The organism is Haloarcula rubripromontorii (assembly GCF_001280425.1).
Lineage (GTDB): Archaea > Halobacteriota > Halobacteria > Halobacteriales > Haloarculaceae > Haloarcula > Haloarcula rubripromontorii.
The window spans coordinates 784,772-801,188 of sequence record NZ_LIUF01000001.1 but is presented as its reverse complement, the minus strand read 5'-3'; the positions used below and the strand labels follow the sequence as shown (position 1 = coordinate 801,188).

The 16,417-nt window shown below is 65.4% G+C and carries 13 protein-coding genes; 2 read left to right on the top strand and 11 right to left on the bottom strand.

All coding sequences use genetic code 11. The annotated features are described in order from the left end of the window. Positions 1-8: 8 nt before the first annotated feature. The 4 genes from AMS69_RS04080 to AMS69_RS04065 all read right to left on the bottom strand — a co-directional run bounded on the left by AMS69_RS04080 (position 9) and on the right by AMS69_RS04065 (position 5,783). Complete coding sequence (locus AMS69_RS04080) at positions 9-2,495, bottom strand: DEAD/DEAH box helicase (protein WP_053966805.1); 2,487 nt, start codon at positions 2,493-2,495, stop codon at positions 9-11. A 67-nt stretch (positions 2,496-2,562) separates the two neighbouring features. Then, positions 2,563-3,153: a hypothetical protein gene (locus AMS69_RS04075; RefSeq protein ID WP_053966804.1), complete on the bottom strand. Its 591-nt coding sequence runs from the start codon at positions 3,151-3,153 to the stop codon at positions 2,563-2,565. Then, the gene (glyS, locus tag AMS69_RS04070; RefSeq protein ID WP_053966803.1) at positions 3,154-4,941 is read right to left on the bottom strand and encodes a glycine--tRNA ligase; all 1,788 of its coding nucleotides are present in this window, start codon (positions 4,939-4,941) and stop codon (positions 3,154-3,156) included. It abuts the gene before it with no gap. Beyond that, positions 4,938-5,783: a CBS domain-containing protein gene (locus AMS69_RS04065; RefSeq protein ID WP_053966802.1), complete on the bottom strand. Its 846-nt coding sequence runs from the start codon at positions 5,781-5,783 to the stop codon at positions 4,938-4,940. Before AMS69_RS04065 ends, glyS begins: the two co-directional genes overlap by 4 nt. A gap of 373 nt (positions 5,784-6,156) precedes the next feature. Here AMS69_RS04065 and AMS69_RS20500 point away from each other — a divergent pair, with 373 nt between their 5' ends. Together AMS69_RS20500 and serA are read left to right on the top strand one after the other, a co-directional pair. Next, the gene (locus tag AMS69_RS20500) at positions 6,157-6,324 is read left to right on the top strand and encodes a DUF7556 family protein (RefSeq protein ID WP_170082642.1); all 168 of its coding nucleotides are present in this window, start codon (positions 6,157-6,159) and stop codon (positions 6,322-6,324) included. Between the two features lie 147 nt (positions 6,325-6,471). Then, positions 6,472-8,058, top strand: a complete 1,587-nt coding sequence (gene serA, locus AMS69_RS04060; protein ID WP_053966801.1) for a phosphoglycerate dehydrogenase — start codon at positions 6,472-6,474, stop codon at positions 8,056-8,058. A 31-nt stretch (positions 8,059-8,089) separates the two neighbouring features. Here serA and AMS69_RS04055 read toward each other — a convergent pair whose 3' ends face one another. The 7 genes from AMS69_RS04055 to AMS69_RS04025 form a co-directional block, all read right to left on the bottom strand. Further along, positions 8,090-8,305 carry a hypothetical protein gene (locus tag AMS69_RS04055; RefSeq protein WP_053966800.1) on the bottom strand — a complete coding sequence of 72 codons (216 nt, stop codon included), beginning with the start codon at positions 8,303-8,305 and terminating at the stop codon, positions 8,090-8,092. An 81-nt stretch (positions 8,306-8,386) separates the two neighbouring features. Continuing rightward, complete coding sequence (locus AMS69_RS04050; protein WP_053966799.1) at positions 8,387-8,665, bottom strand: hypothetical protein; 279 nt, start codon at positions 8,663-8,665, stop codon at positions 8,387-8,389. Next, positions 8,658-10,724 carry a hybrid sensor histidine kinase/response regulator gene (locus tag AMS69_RS04045; RefSeq protein ID WP_053966798.1) on the bottom strand — a complete coding sequence of 689 codons (2,067 nt, stop codon included), beginning with the start codon at positions 10,722-10,724 and terminating at the stop codon, positions 8,658-8,660. Before AMS69_RS04045 ends, AMS69_RS04050 begins: the two co-directional genes overlap by 8 nt. Positions 10,725-10,877: 153 nt before the next feature. Beyond that, positions 10,878-15,065 carry a DNA-directed DNA polymerase II large subunit gene (locus tag AMS69_RS04040; RefSeq protein ID WP_053966797.1) on the bottom strand — a complete coding sequence of 1,396 codons (4,188 nt, stop codon included), beginning with the start codon at positions 15,063-15,065 and terminating at the stop codon, positions 10,878-10,880. A 1-nt stretch (position 15,066) separates the two neighbouring features. Continuing rightward, the gene (locus AMS69_RS04035) at positions 15,067-15,489 is read right to left on the bottom strand and encodes a PPC domain-containing DNA-binding protein (RefSeq protein ID WP_053966796.1); all 423 of its coding nucleotides are present in this window, start codon (positions 15,487-15,489) and stop codon (positions 15,067-15,069) included. Positions 15,490-15,677: 188 nt separating this feature from the next. Beyond that, the gene (locus tag AMS69_RS04030) at positions 15,678-16,187 is read right to left on the bottom strand and encodes a 2'-5' RNA ligase family protein (RefSeq protein WP_053966795.1); all 510 of its coding nucleotides are present in this window, start codon (positions 16,185-16,187) and stop codon (positions 15,678-15,680) included. 40 nt (positions 16,188-16,227) lie between these two features. Further along, positions 16,228-16,416, bottom strand: coding sequence for a DUF7554 family protein (locus AMS69_RS04025; protein ID WP_053966794.1), 189 nt, complete (start codon positions 16,414-16,416; stop codon positions 16,228-16,230). Position 16,417 lies beyond the last annotated feature (1 nt).

Here is a 16,417-nt window from a genome sequence, read left to right as displayed (position 1 = left end):
ACGGACCGCTACGGCGCGTAGTCGCTGGCGATGACTTCTCGAATCCGGTCGGCGGTTACGTCACCGATACCGGACACCTCTAGCAGGGCTTCTTTATCGGCGGTCATCACTGCCTCGACGCTGCCGAAGGCGTCCAGCAGCGTGCGCGCGGTCACCGGGCCGACTTCGGCGATGGCGGCGACGACGTACTCCTGTTGCTCGGGGAGCGTCTTCGACTGTTTCTCGCCGTGGACGCTCACCTCACGGTCGGCCACCTCCTGCTCCCGTTCGGCGATGACCTCCAGCAGGTCAGCGGTCTCGTCCTCGCCGCTGGTCCGTAACACGCTCGCGCCGAAATCGACCGCCAGCGACGCGAGTGCGCCCTGAATCGCCTTGTGGTGAACGTTGCGCGCGCCGAAGAGATCCTCGCCTTCGATGATGACGACGGGCCGGCCGTAGTTTCGCGCGGCGTCCCCGACCTGCTCGAACATCGACCGGTCCCCGCCCGTCAGCGTGTCCATGAAGTCGGCGACGGTCTTGCGCTCGACAACGACGCGGTCCGAGAGAACGTAGTCGCCGACGGCCAGCGTTTCGAGTCGAGTCTCCACGCCCTCCCGGGTCGAGAGGTCCCGCGCGATGTTCGAGTCGAGTTCCCGCTGGTCGGCGACGATCTCGACGGGGTCGTCCTCGTCATCGCGGCCGGCAGTAGCGACCGTTCCCTCGTCCGGCGTCGTGGTATCCCCCTCGCTACTGGGAGAGTCGTCGTCGGCTTCCGACGAGTCGTCCGCGAACGCGTCCAGTCCGGCTTGCCCGTCTCTCTCCTCGGCTGACTTGTTAGCTGTGCTACCCCTCCCGTTTCCAGTGGAATCAGACTGCCGTGTGGCGGTTTCTTCGTTTTCCGTTCCACCCGAAGCGCCCCCCGCTTCGCCTTCGTACTCGTCGAGGCCGGTCTGGTCGAGCCGGGCCTCCAGTTCCCCAGCGACGCTCTTGAGTTCGTTCAGCTCGCGTTTCATCCGCTTCTGGTCGTTGCGGGCCTTCCAGAAGTACGCCTCGTCGCGGGTGTCCTCGGCCAGCAGGACGACAACCCGGCCCTCGGCCTGTCGGCCGGTCCGGCCCTTGCGCTGGATAGCCCGAATCGCGGTCGGCACCGGCTCGTAGAACAGGACGAGGTCGACCTCGGGTACGTCTAGCCCCTCCTCGGCGACGGAGGTGGAGACGAGTACCTCGAACTCGCCGCTCCGGAACCGATCCAGCGTCTCCTGTTGCTGGGTCTGTGTCATCCCCTCGCTGCCGTCGGTGTCGCTTTGCCCGACGAACTTCTGTGTCGTGAAGTGGTCCGAGAGGAAGTCCACGAGCGTCTCGGCGGTGTCCCGTGACTCGGTGAACACGATGACGCGCTCGCCGTTCTCGATGCCCAGCGTCTCCGCGAGCAACATCCGGGTCTGGCGGAACTTCGGGTGGAGATCGTCGTAGGACTCGGCTTTGCGCATCGCCTCGCGGACCTTCGGCTCGCTGACGAGGCGCTGGTCGGCCTTCGACGCGCCCGACGAGCGGGCGGCCTCCTTCAGGCGCTCGAAGTACCGCCGCAGGGACTCGACGCTCTGGGTCTCGACGTAGGTGACGGCGGTTCGGAGCTTCCGTACCTCCGCGAGCAGGCTCATCCCCTGGTACCCCTCGCTCTGGTCGTTGTCCATCAGCTTCCGGAGTTCGGCCTGCATCCCCTGAATCTCCCGTTCGGAGATGTCCGCCGAGGACTTGTTCGTCACGCCCAACTCTTTCAACTGCGCCAGCCGGTCCTGAATGACCTCGTTTATCGCGTCCCGAATCTCGACGACGACCTCGGGCAGTTCGATGCGGTTCCAGTCGACGCTCGTGTCGTGGGTGTACTCGGCCACGTCGGCGTCGTCCTCGGTCATCACCGCCACCTCGGACAGCCCGAGGTTCTCACACACTTCGAGTATCGCCTCCTCGTCGTCGCCGGGCGAGGCGCTCATCCCCGTCACGAGCGGGTCCTCGGCGTCAGCGTGGTAGCGGTCGGCGATGTAGTTGTAGGCGTAGTCGCCGGTCGCGCGGTGGCACTCGTCGAAGGTACAGTGAGTCACGTCGGTAAGGGAGATGCGGTTGCCGACGAGGTCGTTCTCGACGACCTGCGGCGTCGCGATGACGATTCGGGCGTCCTCCCAGAGGGCGGCGCGGTCGTCGGGCCGGACCTCGCCGGTGAACACGACGACCTCCTCGTCGTCGAGTTCGAGGGCCTCGCGGTAGAACTCGGCGTGTTGCTGGACCAGCGGCTTCGTCGGGGCCAGCATGAGCGACTTCCCGCCGACGGCGTGGAGTCGCTCGGCGGTCACCAGCAGCGAAACCGTCGTCTTGCCCAGCCCGGTCGGGAGACAGACGAGCGTGTGGTCGCCACTCGCCGTCTCCGCCAGTTCGGTCTGGTAGCGGCGGTTCTCCAGGAACTCCGGCGTCACCAGCGGGCGTTCGACGTGTTCGCCACCGGCGTCGGTGGTCGCCATTACCCACGTGTTCGTCCCGCCGGTGGTTAAGGGTTCAGATACCGCGGTGAAAGTGAACGGTAGCCGGTCAGAACGGGAGGTACTGGACGCCGACCCACATCGCCAGCGCGCCCAGTACCGGAATCGAGAAGTTGTCGTCGACGACGTAGCCAGCGACCCGGGGCTTGACGCCGTCGGCGAACGTCGCCGCGACACCGCCCAGCACGGCGGCGGCAGGCGGGACGAACGGAGCGGCGAGCAGCGTGCAGACGCCGAACATCACCAGCAGGACCCAGGCCTGTTTGATGTTGCTGGCATCGCTGGACCCCAGCAGGCCGCTGATTGGGTCCCCGATAGCGAGCATCAACATTGCCGGGACTGCAATCGTCTCGGTCATGCTCGGTAGTCTCACGGCGAAGGCGACGATAGCTATCCCGACGATGTACAGCGCGTAGCCGGCGGGGTTGTCCTGCTCGTACTCGCGGGTGAGCCGGTCGTACACCACCCAGTCCAGCCCGGTCGTCAGCCGCACGGCTTCGAGAACGATGACGACGACCAGCGCCACGGCCAGGAACCCCTGCACGACGCGCCACGTAATCAAGTCCGGCCAGCCAAGGTGGGCCAGCGGGACCGCCGCGCCAGTGACGTGGACGAGCCGCCGGGATACCTCGTCGGCCATCTACAGGTCGTCGAAGGTGCGGTCGCCGGTACTGAGCTGTTCGAGCGTCTCCGCCAGCCCGTCGATGGGAAGCCGCTTCTGCTCGGTCGTGTCGCGCTCGCGTACTGTGACTGTTCCCGCTCGCGGCTCATCGCCGCTCGCGCTGTCCGAGGCGCGTTGCGCCTCGCTGTCCTCCAGACTTTCGTAATCCACAGTCACGCAGTACGGCGTTCCGACCTCGTCCTGCCGCCGGTAGCGGCGACCGATGGCCCCGGAGTCGTCGTAGGTGACTGAGAGGCCAGCGGCCCGGAGGTCGTCGGCGATGTCGGTCGCCAGCTCGCCCATCCCGTCCTTGTCCATCAGCGGGAAGACGCCGACCGTGGTCGGAGCCTGCTCCGGCGGGAGTTCGAGGTAGGTCCGCTCCTCGCCGTCGACCTCGTCGGTCTCGTAGGAATGTGCGAGGACGGTGTAGATGATGCGGCCCACGCCGAAGGAGGGTTCCACGACGTGCGGGCGGACGTGTTCGCCGTTCTCGGTGACCTCGTCGACGCTGAAGTTCGTCTCCGCGACGGGGACGGTGTGGGACTCGCCGCCGACCTCGACGGTCACCTCGTCGTCGTCGAAGGCGTCCGGATTCCGCTCGGCCAGCGCTTCCAGTGCGTCGGCGACCGCGCCGGCATCGCCGCCGAACTCCGGCCCGAGGTAGCTCATGTCGGGGTCGACGGTGGCGCGCTCGACAGTGATCGGCTCGTCGTACTGCTTGAACACCGTGTAGTCCTCGCCGGAGTGGTCGGCGTGTTTCGAGAGGTCGTAGTCGCCCCGATAGGCGAAGCCTGTGATCTCGATCCAGTCGCCGTCGACCTCGCTCTCGGCGTCCCAGCAGTCGGAGGCGTAGTGGGCGCGTTCGCCGGCCAGATGTTGGCGGTAGCGGAAGCGGTCCATATCGACGCCGATGCGCTCGTACCACTCCTTGGAGACGCCGAGGTAGTAGGCGACCCACACGCTCTCGATGATGTCCTCGTCGACGGCCTCACGAACGGTGAGTTCGCGCTGGCCGCCGTCTTCGGTCTGCTGTTCGGCGGCGGAGTACAGCGGGAGCGTCACGTCGGCGACCTCGTCAAGCGGCGGTTCGTCTTCCTCGGGGTCGATGAAGTGTTCGAGTTCGGCCTGGGTGAACTCCCTGACGCGGACGAGCGATTTCCGCGGGGAGATCTCGTTCCGGTAGGCCTTCCCGATTTGTGCGACGCCGAAGGGGAGCTGATTGCGGGCGTACTCCGAGAGTTGCGGGAACTCCACGAAAATGCCCTGTGCGGTCTCCGGGCGGAGATAGCCCGGCGACGACGACCCCGGCCCGATGTTCGTCTCGAACATCAGGTTGAAGTTGTCGACCGGCTGGTCGGCAAGCGACGTGTGACAGGAAGGACACTCGATACCGTGGTCGGCGATGAGGTCCATCACCTCCTCGTTGGGGAGTGACTCGGCCTCTTCGATGTCCGTGTTATCCTCGACGAGGTGGTCTGCCCGGTGGGTCGCGCCACACTCGCCGCACTCGACAATCATGTCGTCGAACCCGTCGAGGTGCCCCGACGCCTCGAAGACAGGCTCGGGCATCACGTCGGGGGCGGAGATTTCTTGATGCCCCTCTTTGACGACATAGCGGTCCCGCCAGGTGTCCTCGATGTTCGATTTCAGCGCAGCGCCCTGTGGCCCGTAGGTCCAGAAGCCCGCCGCCCCGCCGTAGGCGCTCGAAGAGGGGAAGTAGAAACCGCGACGCTTGGCCAGCTCGGTAAGGCGTTCGCCTTCGCTCATAGGCCTCGCAGCAGGTCGATATCCCGGACGATGCCGGTGAGTTCGTCACCGGACAGCAGCGGGATCTGTTCGATGTCGTGTTCGATCATCAGCTGTGCCGCCTCCTCGGCGGTGCGGCGCTTGTTCACCGTCACGACATCGGCGGTCATGAATTCGCTGACGGGTTCGACGGGGAGCTCGACGTTGCGAGTGGGCATGTACCGGCCGCCGACGGCTTTGATGCCTTCCCAGGCCCAGTCGTCGTCCTGGTTGGCGATGGAGTCGCCGGTGTCGTCTTCGCCCTCGACGACGCGGGCGACCGCGATGATGTCGACCTCAGTGAGCATCCCCGACATATCGCCGTCGTCGTCGAGAACGACGCCGTAGGGGACGTTCGCGTGGGAGAGTTCCCGCTCGGCGACGGTCAGGGGCGTCCCCTCGTACACGCAGTTGATGTCTCGGTTGGCGAGGTCGCCGACGATCTGGTCGCCGTCGACGTCGCCGTTGGCGATAGACCGAATCACGTCGGTCACTGTGATGATGCCTTTGAGCTGGCCGTCGACGATAGGCAGGCGACGTTCGCCGTCTTCGACCATCATCCGTGCAGCGGCCTCGATAGATGTGTCCTCGCTGATCGCCGGGACTTCCTCGACGAGCAGGGCGAGCTGGTCCTCGTCGGGGCTCTCGATGAGTGCATCGCGCGAAATAATCCCTCTGAACTCTTCGCCCTCGTCGGTTTCCTTGATAACTGGGACCGACGAGAAGGCCTGCTCCTGGAGGTACTCCAGTGCGTCATCACGGGTCCCGGGTATCGTGACCGTGACGACCTCCGAGCGTGGCGTCATAGCGTCTGCGACGTTCATACTGCCAGAACTTCCTTCCCGCATCTACTAAGTCCTTAACATCCGTCCGTTTTCGACATTCGGGTAGAACGCTGTAGGGCCATCGGCTATCCCTGACGACCGTGCAGGCGCTATCCCGGAAACCGAGAGACCGTGCTGTCTCGGCAACGACTATGTCTTTTGCCATATCGATATCGCGTCTCTGCGCGTGAGCAGAAATCACTTCTCAACTGCTATTGGTTGAGATATCAGGCTCTAACTGTGCCGACCTACTCCCCCGCTCACGCCAGTCCTGACAGGACACGAACTATTGTCAGACAGTTGGCCCAGCGTCATACCACTCCCTTCTCTGGGTTTCGCTAAATTTTTATAGGGTTGTTACATATTATCATGCATGGAGTCGGAACCTGTCGCTCCGGTCGAGATGGCCGCGGATGGAGACATCATGGCATCCGTCGAAAAGGGTCCAACGGACCAGTTTATCCTCGCTGACGTGACCCGAGACGACGCCTATCTCACAACCCCGCTCTCAGACGCTGCCTCGCTCCCGGCCTGGCGATAGGTCCCGCTCAGTCGATTCCTTTTCACTGAAGATCCCGCTCAGCAGGCCACCCTAGCAGCGGCGCGACCGCTCCGGCCGGAGTGCTCGCACGTAGTTGCTCGGACGGAGAAAACAAGCGTTATGCCGCCCCAGTAAGTTCGATTCGGTATGAAGGTACTCGTCACGGACCCTATCGCCGACGCCGGTCTCACGCGACTCCGTGAGGCGGGCCACGATGTCGAAACAGCCTACGAGGTCGAGGGCGACGCGCTCCTCGACGCAGTGGCCGACGCGAACGCGCTGATCGTCCGCTCGGGCACCGAAGTCACCGAAGAGGTGTTCGCCGCCGCGCCCGACCTCATCATCGTCGGTCGGGCCGGCATCGGTGTGGACAACATCGACATCGACGCCGCGACAGACCACGGCGTCATCGTCGCCAATGCCCCCGAAGGTAACGTCCGCGCCGCCGCCGAACACTCCGTCGCAATGGCGTTTGCCACTGCTCGCTCCATCCCGCAGGCCCACGACCGCCTGAAAAGCGGCGAATGGGCCAAAGGCGAGTTCCTCGGCACGGAGGTCAACAACAAGACGCTGGGCGTCGTCGGCTTCGGCCGCGTCGGCCAGCAGGTCGCAAAGCGGCTCGGCAGCCTGGGTATGGACATCGTCACGTTCGACCCCTACATCAGCCAGGAGCGCGCCGACCAGTTCGGCGCGGAGCTGGTCGACGACCTCGAAGACTGCCTCGCCAAGTCCGATTTCATCACTATCCACACGCCGCTGACCCCCGAAACCGAGAACATGATCGGCGAGGAGGAACTCGCCGAACTCGAGGGCGGTTACGTTGTCAACTGCGCCCGCGGCGGCATCATCGACGAGCCGGCGCTCGCCGAGGCCGTCGAGGACGGCGTCCTGAAGGGCGCAGCGCTCGACGTGTTCGGCGAGGAACCCCTCCCCGAGGACAGCCCGCTGCTCGACGTCGAGGACATCATCGTCACGCCGCACCTGGGCGCGTCGACGGAGGCGGCACAGGAGAACGTCGCCACCTCCACGGCCGATCAGATCATCGCCGCGGCCAACGGCCAGCCCGTCGCGAACGCCCTGAACGCGCCGTCGCTCGACGAGGCGACGTTCAAGCAGGTCGGTCCGTATCTCGACCTCGCCGACACCGCCGGCCGCATCGCCGTCCAGCTTTTCGGCGGGCACATGTCCGAAGTGCAGGTCACCTACGCGGGCGACATCGCCGAGCAGGACGTAGAGTACGTCACCGCGAGCGCCCTGAAGGGCGTGTTCGCCCCCTCTGATTTGCAGGTCAACGCCGTCAACGCCCCGCAGATTGCCGAAGACCGGGGCATCGACGTGACCGAGTCCAAGACCCGCACCTCCGAGGACTACCAGAGCCTCATCACCGTCACCGTCTCCGACGGCGAGGAATCCGTCTCGGTCTGTGGGACTCAGTTCGGCGGCGAGGAACCCCGAATCGTCCGTATCGACGACCACCGTATCGAGGCCGTCCCCCACGGCCACATGCTGGTCGTCCGGAACCGTGACGAGCCGGGCACCATCGGCTTCATCGGCACGGTGCTGGGCGAGGCCGACATCAACATCGCCGGGATGTTCAACGGCCGCGAAACCATCGGCGGGGAGGCCCTGTCTGTCTACAATCTCGACGAACAGCCGCCACAGGACATCATCGAGCGGCTCAACGGTGACAGCCGCATCATCGAGACGACCTACGTCGAACTCGGCGACGAGTAACACAACGGATTTTCCGACAGCTAGTCGCGGGCTATTCCCCGTGGAGAAGGCGCTCGTACCGATCGACGACAGCCTGACGGTGTTCGCGTTCCTGTTCGAGCGCGGTTTCCAGTGTCGCTACCTGTGAGCGCAACAGCGCGATCTGTATCTGATAGATCGTGCTGGGCGTCTGCCGGGGCGATGGTGACGGGGAACCCGACCGGTCCCCGGAGTCGAACGGCGGTGCTGAATCGCGGGACGAGGCCATACCCGTGACAGGACCGCCACGGGCAAAAACACCCGTCGGACGGCTGTCACGCGCCCGTCAGTCGCCATGAGAGGTCCGGTCTCAGTCGTCGCCGCCGACACCGAACTCCGCGGTGAGCGGCACCCGGAGTGTGAGCGTCGTTCGCCCGTTATGCCTATCATAGGCGAGGTCCCCGCCGTTACAGGCCAGTATCCACTTCGTCAGCCCCAGTCCCAGTCCGGTGCTGTGCCTGAGGTGGGCTATCGGCTCGTCGCCGAACAACATAGCCCGGAGTATCGGCTTGTCATCGACGACCTCGGCGACAGCGTCGTTTGTGTGTTCGAACAGTGCCCTGAAGCACGCGGCATCTGGTTCACTCATCCCTGTACTGCGTGGCGGTGACGAACTCGAAGCGGGCGCCACCGGTCCCGCTTTCGGTTACAGACACGTCCCAGTCGTGCGCGCTCGCAATTTCTTTGACGATTGTCAGGCCGAGCCCCGTGCCGTCGTCACGTGTCGTGTAGCCGTTCTCGAAGATACTGTCCCGCTCTTCGGCGGGGATCCCGACCCCGTCGTCGGCGACGTAAAACCCGTTGTCGAGTGCCCCGACCCGGATAGTCGACGCCTGCCCGTGCGTGACGGCGTTGCGGAACAGGTTCTCGAAAAGGTGTTTGAGGCGAGCGTCGTCCCCGGAAACGACGAGGCTGTCAACCTCGACGACCAGCTCCGTGTCACAGGAGCTGACGTGGGTCCAACAGGCACGCGCAATCGCACTGAGATCAACCGGTGACGGGTCCTCGACGCGATTCCCCTGTCGGGTCAGGGTCAACACGCCTTCGATGACTTCTTCCATCCGTTCGTGGGCCTGGCGCATCCGGTCGACCCCGGCAGTGCAGTCGTCGAGCTGGCTCAGCGTCCCTTTGGCGACCTGCAGCGGGTTTCGGAGGTCGTGTGAGACGGTGCTCGCGAACCGTTCGAGCCGGTCGTTCTCCCGCTGTAGCTCCCGCTCCTTGCGGAGCCGCTGGGGGGCAATCTCGGCGTTGTTCGCGATTATCTGGACGAGGTTCAGGTCGGTCTCGTCGAACGCGTCCGGCTCCGTCTGTCCCACGCTGATGATGCCGTACTCACCGATTGGGACATATAGCCACGAGACGACCGGTTCGAGCGCCGTGCCGCCGTCGTGGTCGCGGATATCCGTATACATCTGTGCCTGTTGGTCCGCGAAGGCCTCGCCGGGGAACCCCTCGCCGACTTCGTAGACGGGCCGTTCCGACAGCAACTGCTCGGCCTTGTCGTTGACGTGACACGGCTGTAGCTCCCCGTTCCGATGGACGCGGATCACGTTGATTCGGAACTCCAGAATCGACTCGATGGCCGCCCCGACCTCGGCGGCGACCGCCGACGGCCTGTCCGCACTGAGAAGGTCCCGTGTGGCCTCGTGCAGCGCCTCTATCTTCGCTTCACGCCGCCGCTTTTCGGTGATGTCCGTGTTGATGGCGACGTATCCATGCGGCTCGTCGTTTCGTGGGAGCGGTGCAATCGTCTGTTCGATGACGTAGCGCTCGCCGTCGGGGCGCTCGTTGACCAGTTCCCCCCGCCACACATCGCCGTCACTGATGGTGTCCCACAGATCGTCGTAGACGGCCTCGTCGTGTTCACCCGACTTGAGGATTCGCGGTGTGTGGCCGACGACTTCCGACTCGGCGTACCCGGTCAACTCTTCGAACGCCGGATTGACGTACTCGATGACGCCGTCGGTGTCCGTGAACACGACGGCGTGGCCCGCGCTCTCGACCGCCTCTCGGAACTTCCACGGGCTGATGTCGCCGGCCTCCGGACGCCTGCTGTCCGCCTGTCCGCCGTCAGCCCGCGCCGCCTGCGGTCCGTCGCAGACCCCCCGTATCAGGCCGAGGTGCGCGGAGAGAACGTCTGCGTCGACCCGTTCGAGTTCACACAGGACCTCCGGTCTCGCTAACTCACGGAGCCGTCGGCAGGCGTGGCGAAACGCCGGACTCCCTTCGAGTTCCGTCCTCGACAGGGCCGTCTCGACGGCGTGTGCCTTCCGTGTCAGCGACACCGCCTCTCGGAGGTCGCCGTTCCCGAGCGCCATCGCCCGGTCGACTGCCTGCTTGAGTGCTGCCCCGTCGACTGGTTTGTAGAGGTAGTCGTCACATGAGAGCGAGAGCAGTTCCGGCGTCGGCTCGGCCCCGGCCACGACGACCACGTAGGACGACCCGCCGGCGTCCCGGACCGTCTCTTTCAGCTCCCGGACCCCCATCCCCGGCTGTCCGTGGTCGTAGACGACGACGTCCGCCCGCTCGAACGAGGGCGCGATGCCGTCCACTGTCTCGGCCAGCGAATAGCTGTACGCCGGGTCGAGGCCCGCCTCGTACACCCCGGGGTCGACTGCATCGTCGACGACCAGCACGTCTCTGTCCATCTCTTGTCTCGCTCTCTAGCAGAATTCGGCATATATTTCGCCCTGATTGCAAGCAGGTGAGAACGCGGTCCGAATTTAAATGCCGTCCCGAACACGGAAGGCCCGCCGGCACGCCCCGCCAGTCAGGCGTCCTGCGGGCGGTCCCGGGACGACTCACATGAAGTCGGCGATGCCCGACTGTTTGTTGTGGTCGTTCTCGAACACCGACTCGATTTTCCGCTCTAAAATCTTGAGCCGCTGTTTCGTGTAGTCGCGGGCCCCGAACTCGTCGGCGACGCGGATGGCCGTGTCGATGTACTTGTTGACCGACCCCTCGTGGACCGTGAGGTTGACCCGGCCGCCACACTCCCGGCAGTCGCCGGTCAGGGGTGCGCGGCGGAACGACTCCCCGCAGTCGAGACACCGGACCTCCTGTCTGGAGAAGGCCCGGAGGTTCCCGATGAGGTCCGGCAGGAAGTGGTACTCGATGATGCGCTCGGCCACGTCGCTCTCGACAACGGCTCTGAGTTTCCGAGAAATCTCCAGTTGGGCGTCCATCTTGTCCTCCATCGAGCCGAGCGTCTTGTACGCCGAGAGGTCCGGCCCGGCGGCGATGTTGGTCGTGTCGTGGGTGTGGCGGAACTCGGTGTACTCGCGGTCGGTCCCCAGCGTCTCCTCGGCGATTTTCATCACGTCCTCGACCTCGGTCGGGTCTTTCATCTCGCGGGTGGCTTCGTAGAACTCCCGGGGATAGGCGTCCATGATGTCCATGTTGTGTGCCTCGTCGTCGATCTCGCTGGGGTCGATACGCGAGGACATCACCAGCGGGGCGTCCATCTGGCCGCCGCGCTGGTTCGGGAGGTACGACTTCGAGAAGTTCAGCAGGCCGTCCATCAGGAGCATCACGCAGTCCTCGTCGCCGTCGCACTGCCCGACGTAGGTGCCTTCGACGGCCACCCGGTGTGTGTCGGCGACCGTGAGACAGTAGACGTGGTCGACATCGCTTTCGACGTACTCGACAGTTTCGACGGTGTCTGTCGGGGCTGCGCCGTCAGTGGGTGCTGTCGAGTCCTCCCCGTGTGCCGTCATTGTCGTCGTCTCGCCGCCGTCGTAGGCGGGGAGTTCGTCACCGGCAGTCAGGTCGCTGGCCGGGACCTCCTCGAGGCCGTCAGAGCCGGCTCGGAGCATCGTGTGGTCAGGCGTGACCCGGAGCGTTCGGTCACCGACGACGATTCGGACGAGGTGGTCCGGCGCGGGATGTTTCGAGACGGCGTCGACTGGCTGGCGACAGGGGCCGTTCTCGCCAAGCGATGACACGGTAAGATCGCCGCCTAGCTCCTGTACAAGCGTCCCGAAGTCGTCTTCTTCGGGGTCGTCCAGCCGTTCCTCGACCAGTTCCGCGATGGTCCCGTATTTCCAGTCGTCATTCTCGTCTTCGTACCACAGCCGGGTGTCCGGGTGGAAGCAGTTCCGGCGCTTGGCGGCGTGGAAGTACGGATGTGCGTAGCCGACGGCGGCGGAGGTGAAGCCGACCACGCGGCCGACCGTCGCCGCGCTGGTGTGAGGGGCCATCCCGAAGACGAGTTCGCCGACGAGATCCTCGCGGTCGTCGAACTCGTAGAACCGCTCCAGCCCGTAGTACTGCTCTAGGAGGTCGTCGACGAACCGGGCGGTCTGGAGCATATGCTCGGCTGCGCCGTCCGAGAGAACGATGTCCTGCACTTTTAGCTCGACCAGCTGGTCGTCGTGGGTCAGCGGGTCGCCGTGGATGTCCTCTGTATAGCCCAGTCCTCTGAGTCGCTCGGCGGAGACATCCAGTTCCGAGGCCCGGACTGCGGTCACCGGCAGGTCCGTCATGTCGTAGCGGACCGTGCCGTCTTTGAACGCCGACACGTCGTGTTTCGCCCGGAGGATGCCCTTTTCGATCGGCTCCGGCACCTTCTCCTCGGAGGTGAGTCCCTTGACCGCTTTCAGTTGCTCGAAGGCCGTCTCGCGCTCGCCGACGTTCTGCAAGGCGTCCCGATACGCCTTCTGCAGGTCGAGCACTTTGTACTGGGTCGGCGAGGCGAGCGTCTCACACCGGGCACACTCCGCCCGGCCGGACTCGTCGCGCTCGACCTCGGCTTCGCAATCGGGACAGACGTACACCGGCTCGGTGGTGCCGCCGCAGTCGGGACAGCCCGCCTGGTGGGTTTCGGTCCCGCAGTCGGGACAGCGCCGACGGGCGATTTCCACCTCGACGTGGCCGGGCGTGTCGCTCATCCCGTCAGCGTGTTTCGTCGCCTTGGCCACGTCCCGCTGTGCCCCGCCGGCCTCGCCGATGGGGCTGAGCGTGTGGACGGCCGGCGAGAGGTCCCGCCGCTCGGATTTCTCGGGGCGACCCATCCGGTTGCCGATGCGGGTCGGGGCTCGCTCACGGACCTGAAACGGCGCGATTTCGTTGATGGCCTCGATGGCGTTCTGCCCGTCTTCGCGCTCGGCGTCTTCGGCAACCCCGATTGCGTCGAGCGACTCGCTATCGCCGTAGGTCAGCGCGCGCTCGGAGAGGTCGTCCCGCGTCCAGTCCCGCTCCAGCGTCCGAGTGAACCCAAGCGTCCGAACCAGCGGCACCCAGTCGGTGACCGTAATCGTCTCCTCGTCTTGCGTGTGCTCGACGAGCAGGTGTTCGAGCGTCTGCTGGACGGTGTCGCTCCGTGGCAGGACGAGCGCGCCGGCGTCACTGTACGCGTCGCCCGCTGTGCCGTCCATCTCCGGGTCGGCGTACGCACCATCGGCCTGTGCGACCTGTGCGTCCGCGACGGCGTCGGCGAGCGCACACACCTGATCGACGCTCACGTCGTGCCAGAGGTAGGTGTATTTCGGGTGCAGCGGGGCGTCGTAGTCGGTCGCCCAGTCGATGGCTTCCTCGGCGCTCGGGTCGGCGAGGTCGATGTGGGGCGAGTCCTGCATCGCCTGCACGTCCGCGCCGGCGGCGTCGAGGTCCTGCTCCCACCACTCGACGGTGTAGGAGGCCGGTGCGAGTGGATGGTTGTTCTCGACGAACTCGCCGTAGTTGACCAGATACTCGCCCAGGTCCAGTATCTTCTCGACGCCGTTGCGGACTGCCAGCGCCTCCTCGGCGTCGTCGATGCGCCGCACGTCGCCGTTAGCGAGGCGGACGGTCGGTCCCTCGATGGTGTCGACCGGCACGACGCCGGCGGCTTTCCCCGGCCGCTCGGTCTTGATCTGGGTCCCGGTCGCGAGGAAATCGTCGACGAGATGCATCGTCGCCGGGTGGACGCCGGCTGTCGCGAAGCCGTGGTTGCGCGACCGGCCGTAGCGAAGGCGGAACCCGCCTGCCTTCGATGGATGGGAGAACACCGGCCGGCCGGCGATGAGGTCCCGGAGGTATTTATCGGCGGGTTCGACGCGCGGCGGTCCTGCCTGCTCGTCAGCCTCGTCCCTGCTGTCGTCGTCCGCCCCGTCGCCTGCGCCGTCGCCGTCTGCGTCTTTCGAGTCCTCGCCTTCGTCTGCCTCGTCTTTGCCGATGGTTCCGTCGATGAGGTCCTGCAGCCACGGCCAGTCGACCTCGTCCAAGTTCCGGGTGTAGCGCTGGATCTTCGGCGCTTTCAGCGCGATTCCTTCGGCCAGTACCAGACACATCCCCCCACGCGGGGAGTTTGAGTCGACGCGTTCGAGGTCCCGATACCCGGATACCTCCTCGTCGCCGGTCGCCTCGCCGTCGAGCATGATGGGCATGTGCTCGGCGATGAACTTCGTCTCCTTCTCCTTCGGGGAGTACTGGAGGCCGGTGTCCTTGTCGTAGAGGTCGATTTCCTCTGCGTAGCGGCCGATCTCCTCCTCGCGGGCCTTGTACTGGTCGATGCCCAGCAGCGCACGGGCGTAGTCGGCGACCAGCACCGACAGTGCCTGTGCGGTTCCGCCGGCAGAGCGAATCGGACCGGCGTAGTAGACGTTGATGAACTCCGTGCCGTCGTCGTTTTCCAGCAGTTCGACGCGGTCGATGCCCTCGATTGGTGCGGCGACGACGCCCTCGGTCAGCAGGGCGACAGCGGTCCGGACCGCGCCCTCGACCTTCCCTTCGCGGCTGTCGTAGTCGCCGACGGTCCCCTCGACGAAGTCCTCGACCAGTTCCAGCGCGGCCTCTTCGCGGGACATCTGTCCCTCCAGCTCGCGGACTCGCTCGGCCACGCCGTCGATGCCGAGGATGTTTTCCACCCGGTCGGCCATGTCACGGGCGGTCGGGATTTCGACCTCCGGCTTCGGGTCGCCACCGCGCTCTTTGGCCCGCTCGGCGACATCGAAGGCGGCGTCGAGCTGGGTTTCGAGCGTTTCGAAGTACTGTTCGTCGGCCTCCCGCATCTTAGATATCCCAGAGGTCCAGGTCGGTCGGTTCGTCGTGCTCCCGCTCGAGTTCTGTATCAAATCCCCGGACGTACAGTTCGCCCGCCCAGACGGTGCCGGCGTTCAGGTGGCCGGCGACCGCTTCACCGTCGGGACGGGAGAGGACGGCGTGGGTGTGGGCGAACCGCTCCCCGTCGAGATGCGAGATGTTGCCCATGCAAGCGGCGACTTCAAGCGGTTCGTCGAAGGTCAGCGAGTCGTACTCGGTCCGGTCTTGGTCGTAGAACATGAGTTCCGCGTCCTGAACCGCCCCAAGCCCGTAAAAAAAGCCGGCGTCGATGCCCTGTTCGTCCGCGAAGGACTCGATCTGCGCGCGCCAGTCCCCACCGTGTTCCAGTCGGCAGACGAACTCGGACGTACTGTCGACTTCGCGGTAATCCATATCTGTAGTGGATGGCAGGCCGCTCCAAAAGCATTGCTTTCGGTCCAACCGTTTATATCCGAAGCCGAGACCACGGCCGCTGTGACGTAGCTATGGCCCGGCGCGCTGAGCGGTCGTGCGGCACACCGCGCCGGGACTGACGCGTGCCGCCTGTTCGCCACTCCGCTGGGAACGTTGTCAGACCAGCGCTATGCCGGCAGCGACACCCGGCTGACCGGCTGGTTCCGGTCGGCGTCGTAGAAGGAGAGTTCGTCGACGGTCCATCGGATCGGTTCGATGTCTCGCTCGACCAGCCGTGCGGCCGCGTCGCGGTCCCCGCCGCGGGCGACGGTTACGTGCGGGATATACTCCGCTCCTTCCATCTCGTCGACCGGGTCGATCCGCTCGCAGAGCCGCTCGTGCAGGGCGACCAGTCCGGGGCTCTCGACGGCGAGATACACCACCGGCGACGGCCCGGTCACGGCCGTCTCGAACTGTTCGACCTCTGAAACCTCCGCTTCGAACGCCGGCTGGCCGCGAAGCACCTCGCGCCCCTTTGCTTCCAGTTGCGCGTAGGCCGCGTGGTCGCCGTCGCCCAGTCGCTTGGCGACCAGCGTGTGCTCGCCCCGGCCCCGCCGCTGTGCGAGCGGCAGTTCGGACGCGAGGTCAGCCGCCAGCGACGTGACTGCCGACGGGAGCGGGACGTTGATGCTGTACACAGTGGGCGGGTCGCCCGCTGTCGGCAAAAAGAGCGCGGTCCTACAGCCGGTCGAGCAGCCACAGGACGATGAGGACGACCAGTACCACGCCGAGTATCGGCTGGAGTGGTCCCAGAAGCCACCCCAACAGCCCGACTGCCGTTTCGAGCACTTCGAGCCCTAACCAGATCACAATGAGGACGAGGACGACCTTTAACAGGGTATCCACGTCGAGTTTGGCTCTATCCATG

Bases quoted from the DNA above. Each gene is read 5' to 3' on its own strand.
- AMS69_RS04055 (WP_053966800.1), bottom strand. From the start codon at position 8,305: ATGGCCTCGTCCCGCGATTCAGCACCGCCGTTCGACTCCGGGGACCGG.
- AMS69_RS04050 (WP_053966799.1), bottom strand. From the start codon at position 8,665: ATGAGTGAACCAGATGCCGCGTGCTTCAGGGCACTGTTCGAACACACA.
- AMS69_RS04045 (WP_053966798.1), bottom strand. From the start codon at position 10,724: ATGGACAGAGACGTGCTGGTCGTCGACGATGCAGTCGACCCCGGGGTG.
- AMS69_RS04025 (WP_053966794.1), bottom strand. From the start codon at position 16,416: ATGGATAGAGCCAAACTCGACGTGGATACCCTGTTAAAGGTCGTCCTC.
- glyS (WP_053966803.1), bottom strand. From the start codon at position 4,941: ATGAGCGAAGGCGAACGCCTTACCGAGCTGGCCAAGCGTCGCGGTTTC.
- AMS69_RS04035 (WP_053966796.1), bottom strand. From the start codon at position 15,489: ATGGATTACCGCGAAGTCGACAGTACGTCCGAGTTCGTCTGCCGACTG.
- AMS69_RS04040 (WP_053966797.1), bottom strand. From the start codon at position 15,065: ATGCGGGAGGCCGACGAACAGTACTTCGAAACGCTCGAAACCCAGCTC.
- AMS69_RS04065 (WP_053966802.1), bottom strand. From the start codon at position 5,783: ATGAACGTCGCAGACGCTATGACGCCACGCTCGGAGGTCGTCACGGTC.
- AMS69_RS04080 (WP_053966805.1), bottom strand. From the start codon at position 2,495: ATGGCGACCACCGACGCCGGTGGCGAACACGTCGAACGCCCGCTGGTG.
- AMS69_RS04075 (WP_053966804.1), bottom strand. From the start codon at position 3,153: ATGGCCGACGAGGTATCCCGGCGGCTCGTCCACGTCACTGGCGCGGCG.
- serA (WP_053966801.1), top strand. From the start codon at position 6,472: ATGAAGGTACTCGTCACGGACCCTATCGCCGACGCCGGTCTCACGCGA.
- AMS69_RS20500 (WP_170082642.1), top strand. From the start codon at position 6,157: ATGGAGTCGGAACCTGTCGCTCCGGTCGAGATGGCCGCGGATGGAGAC.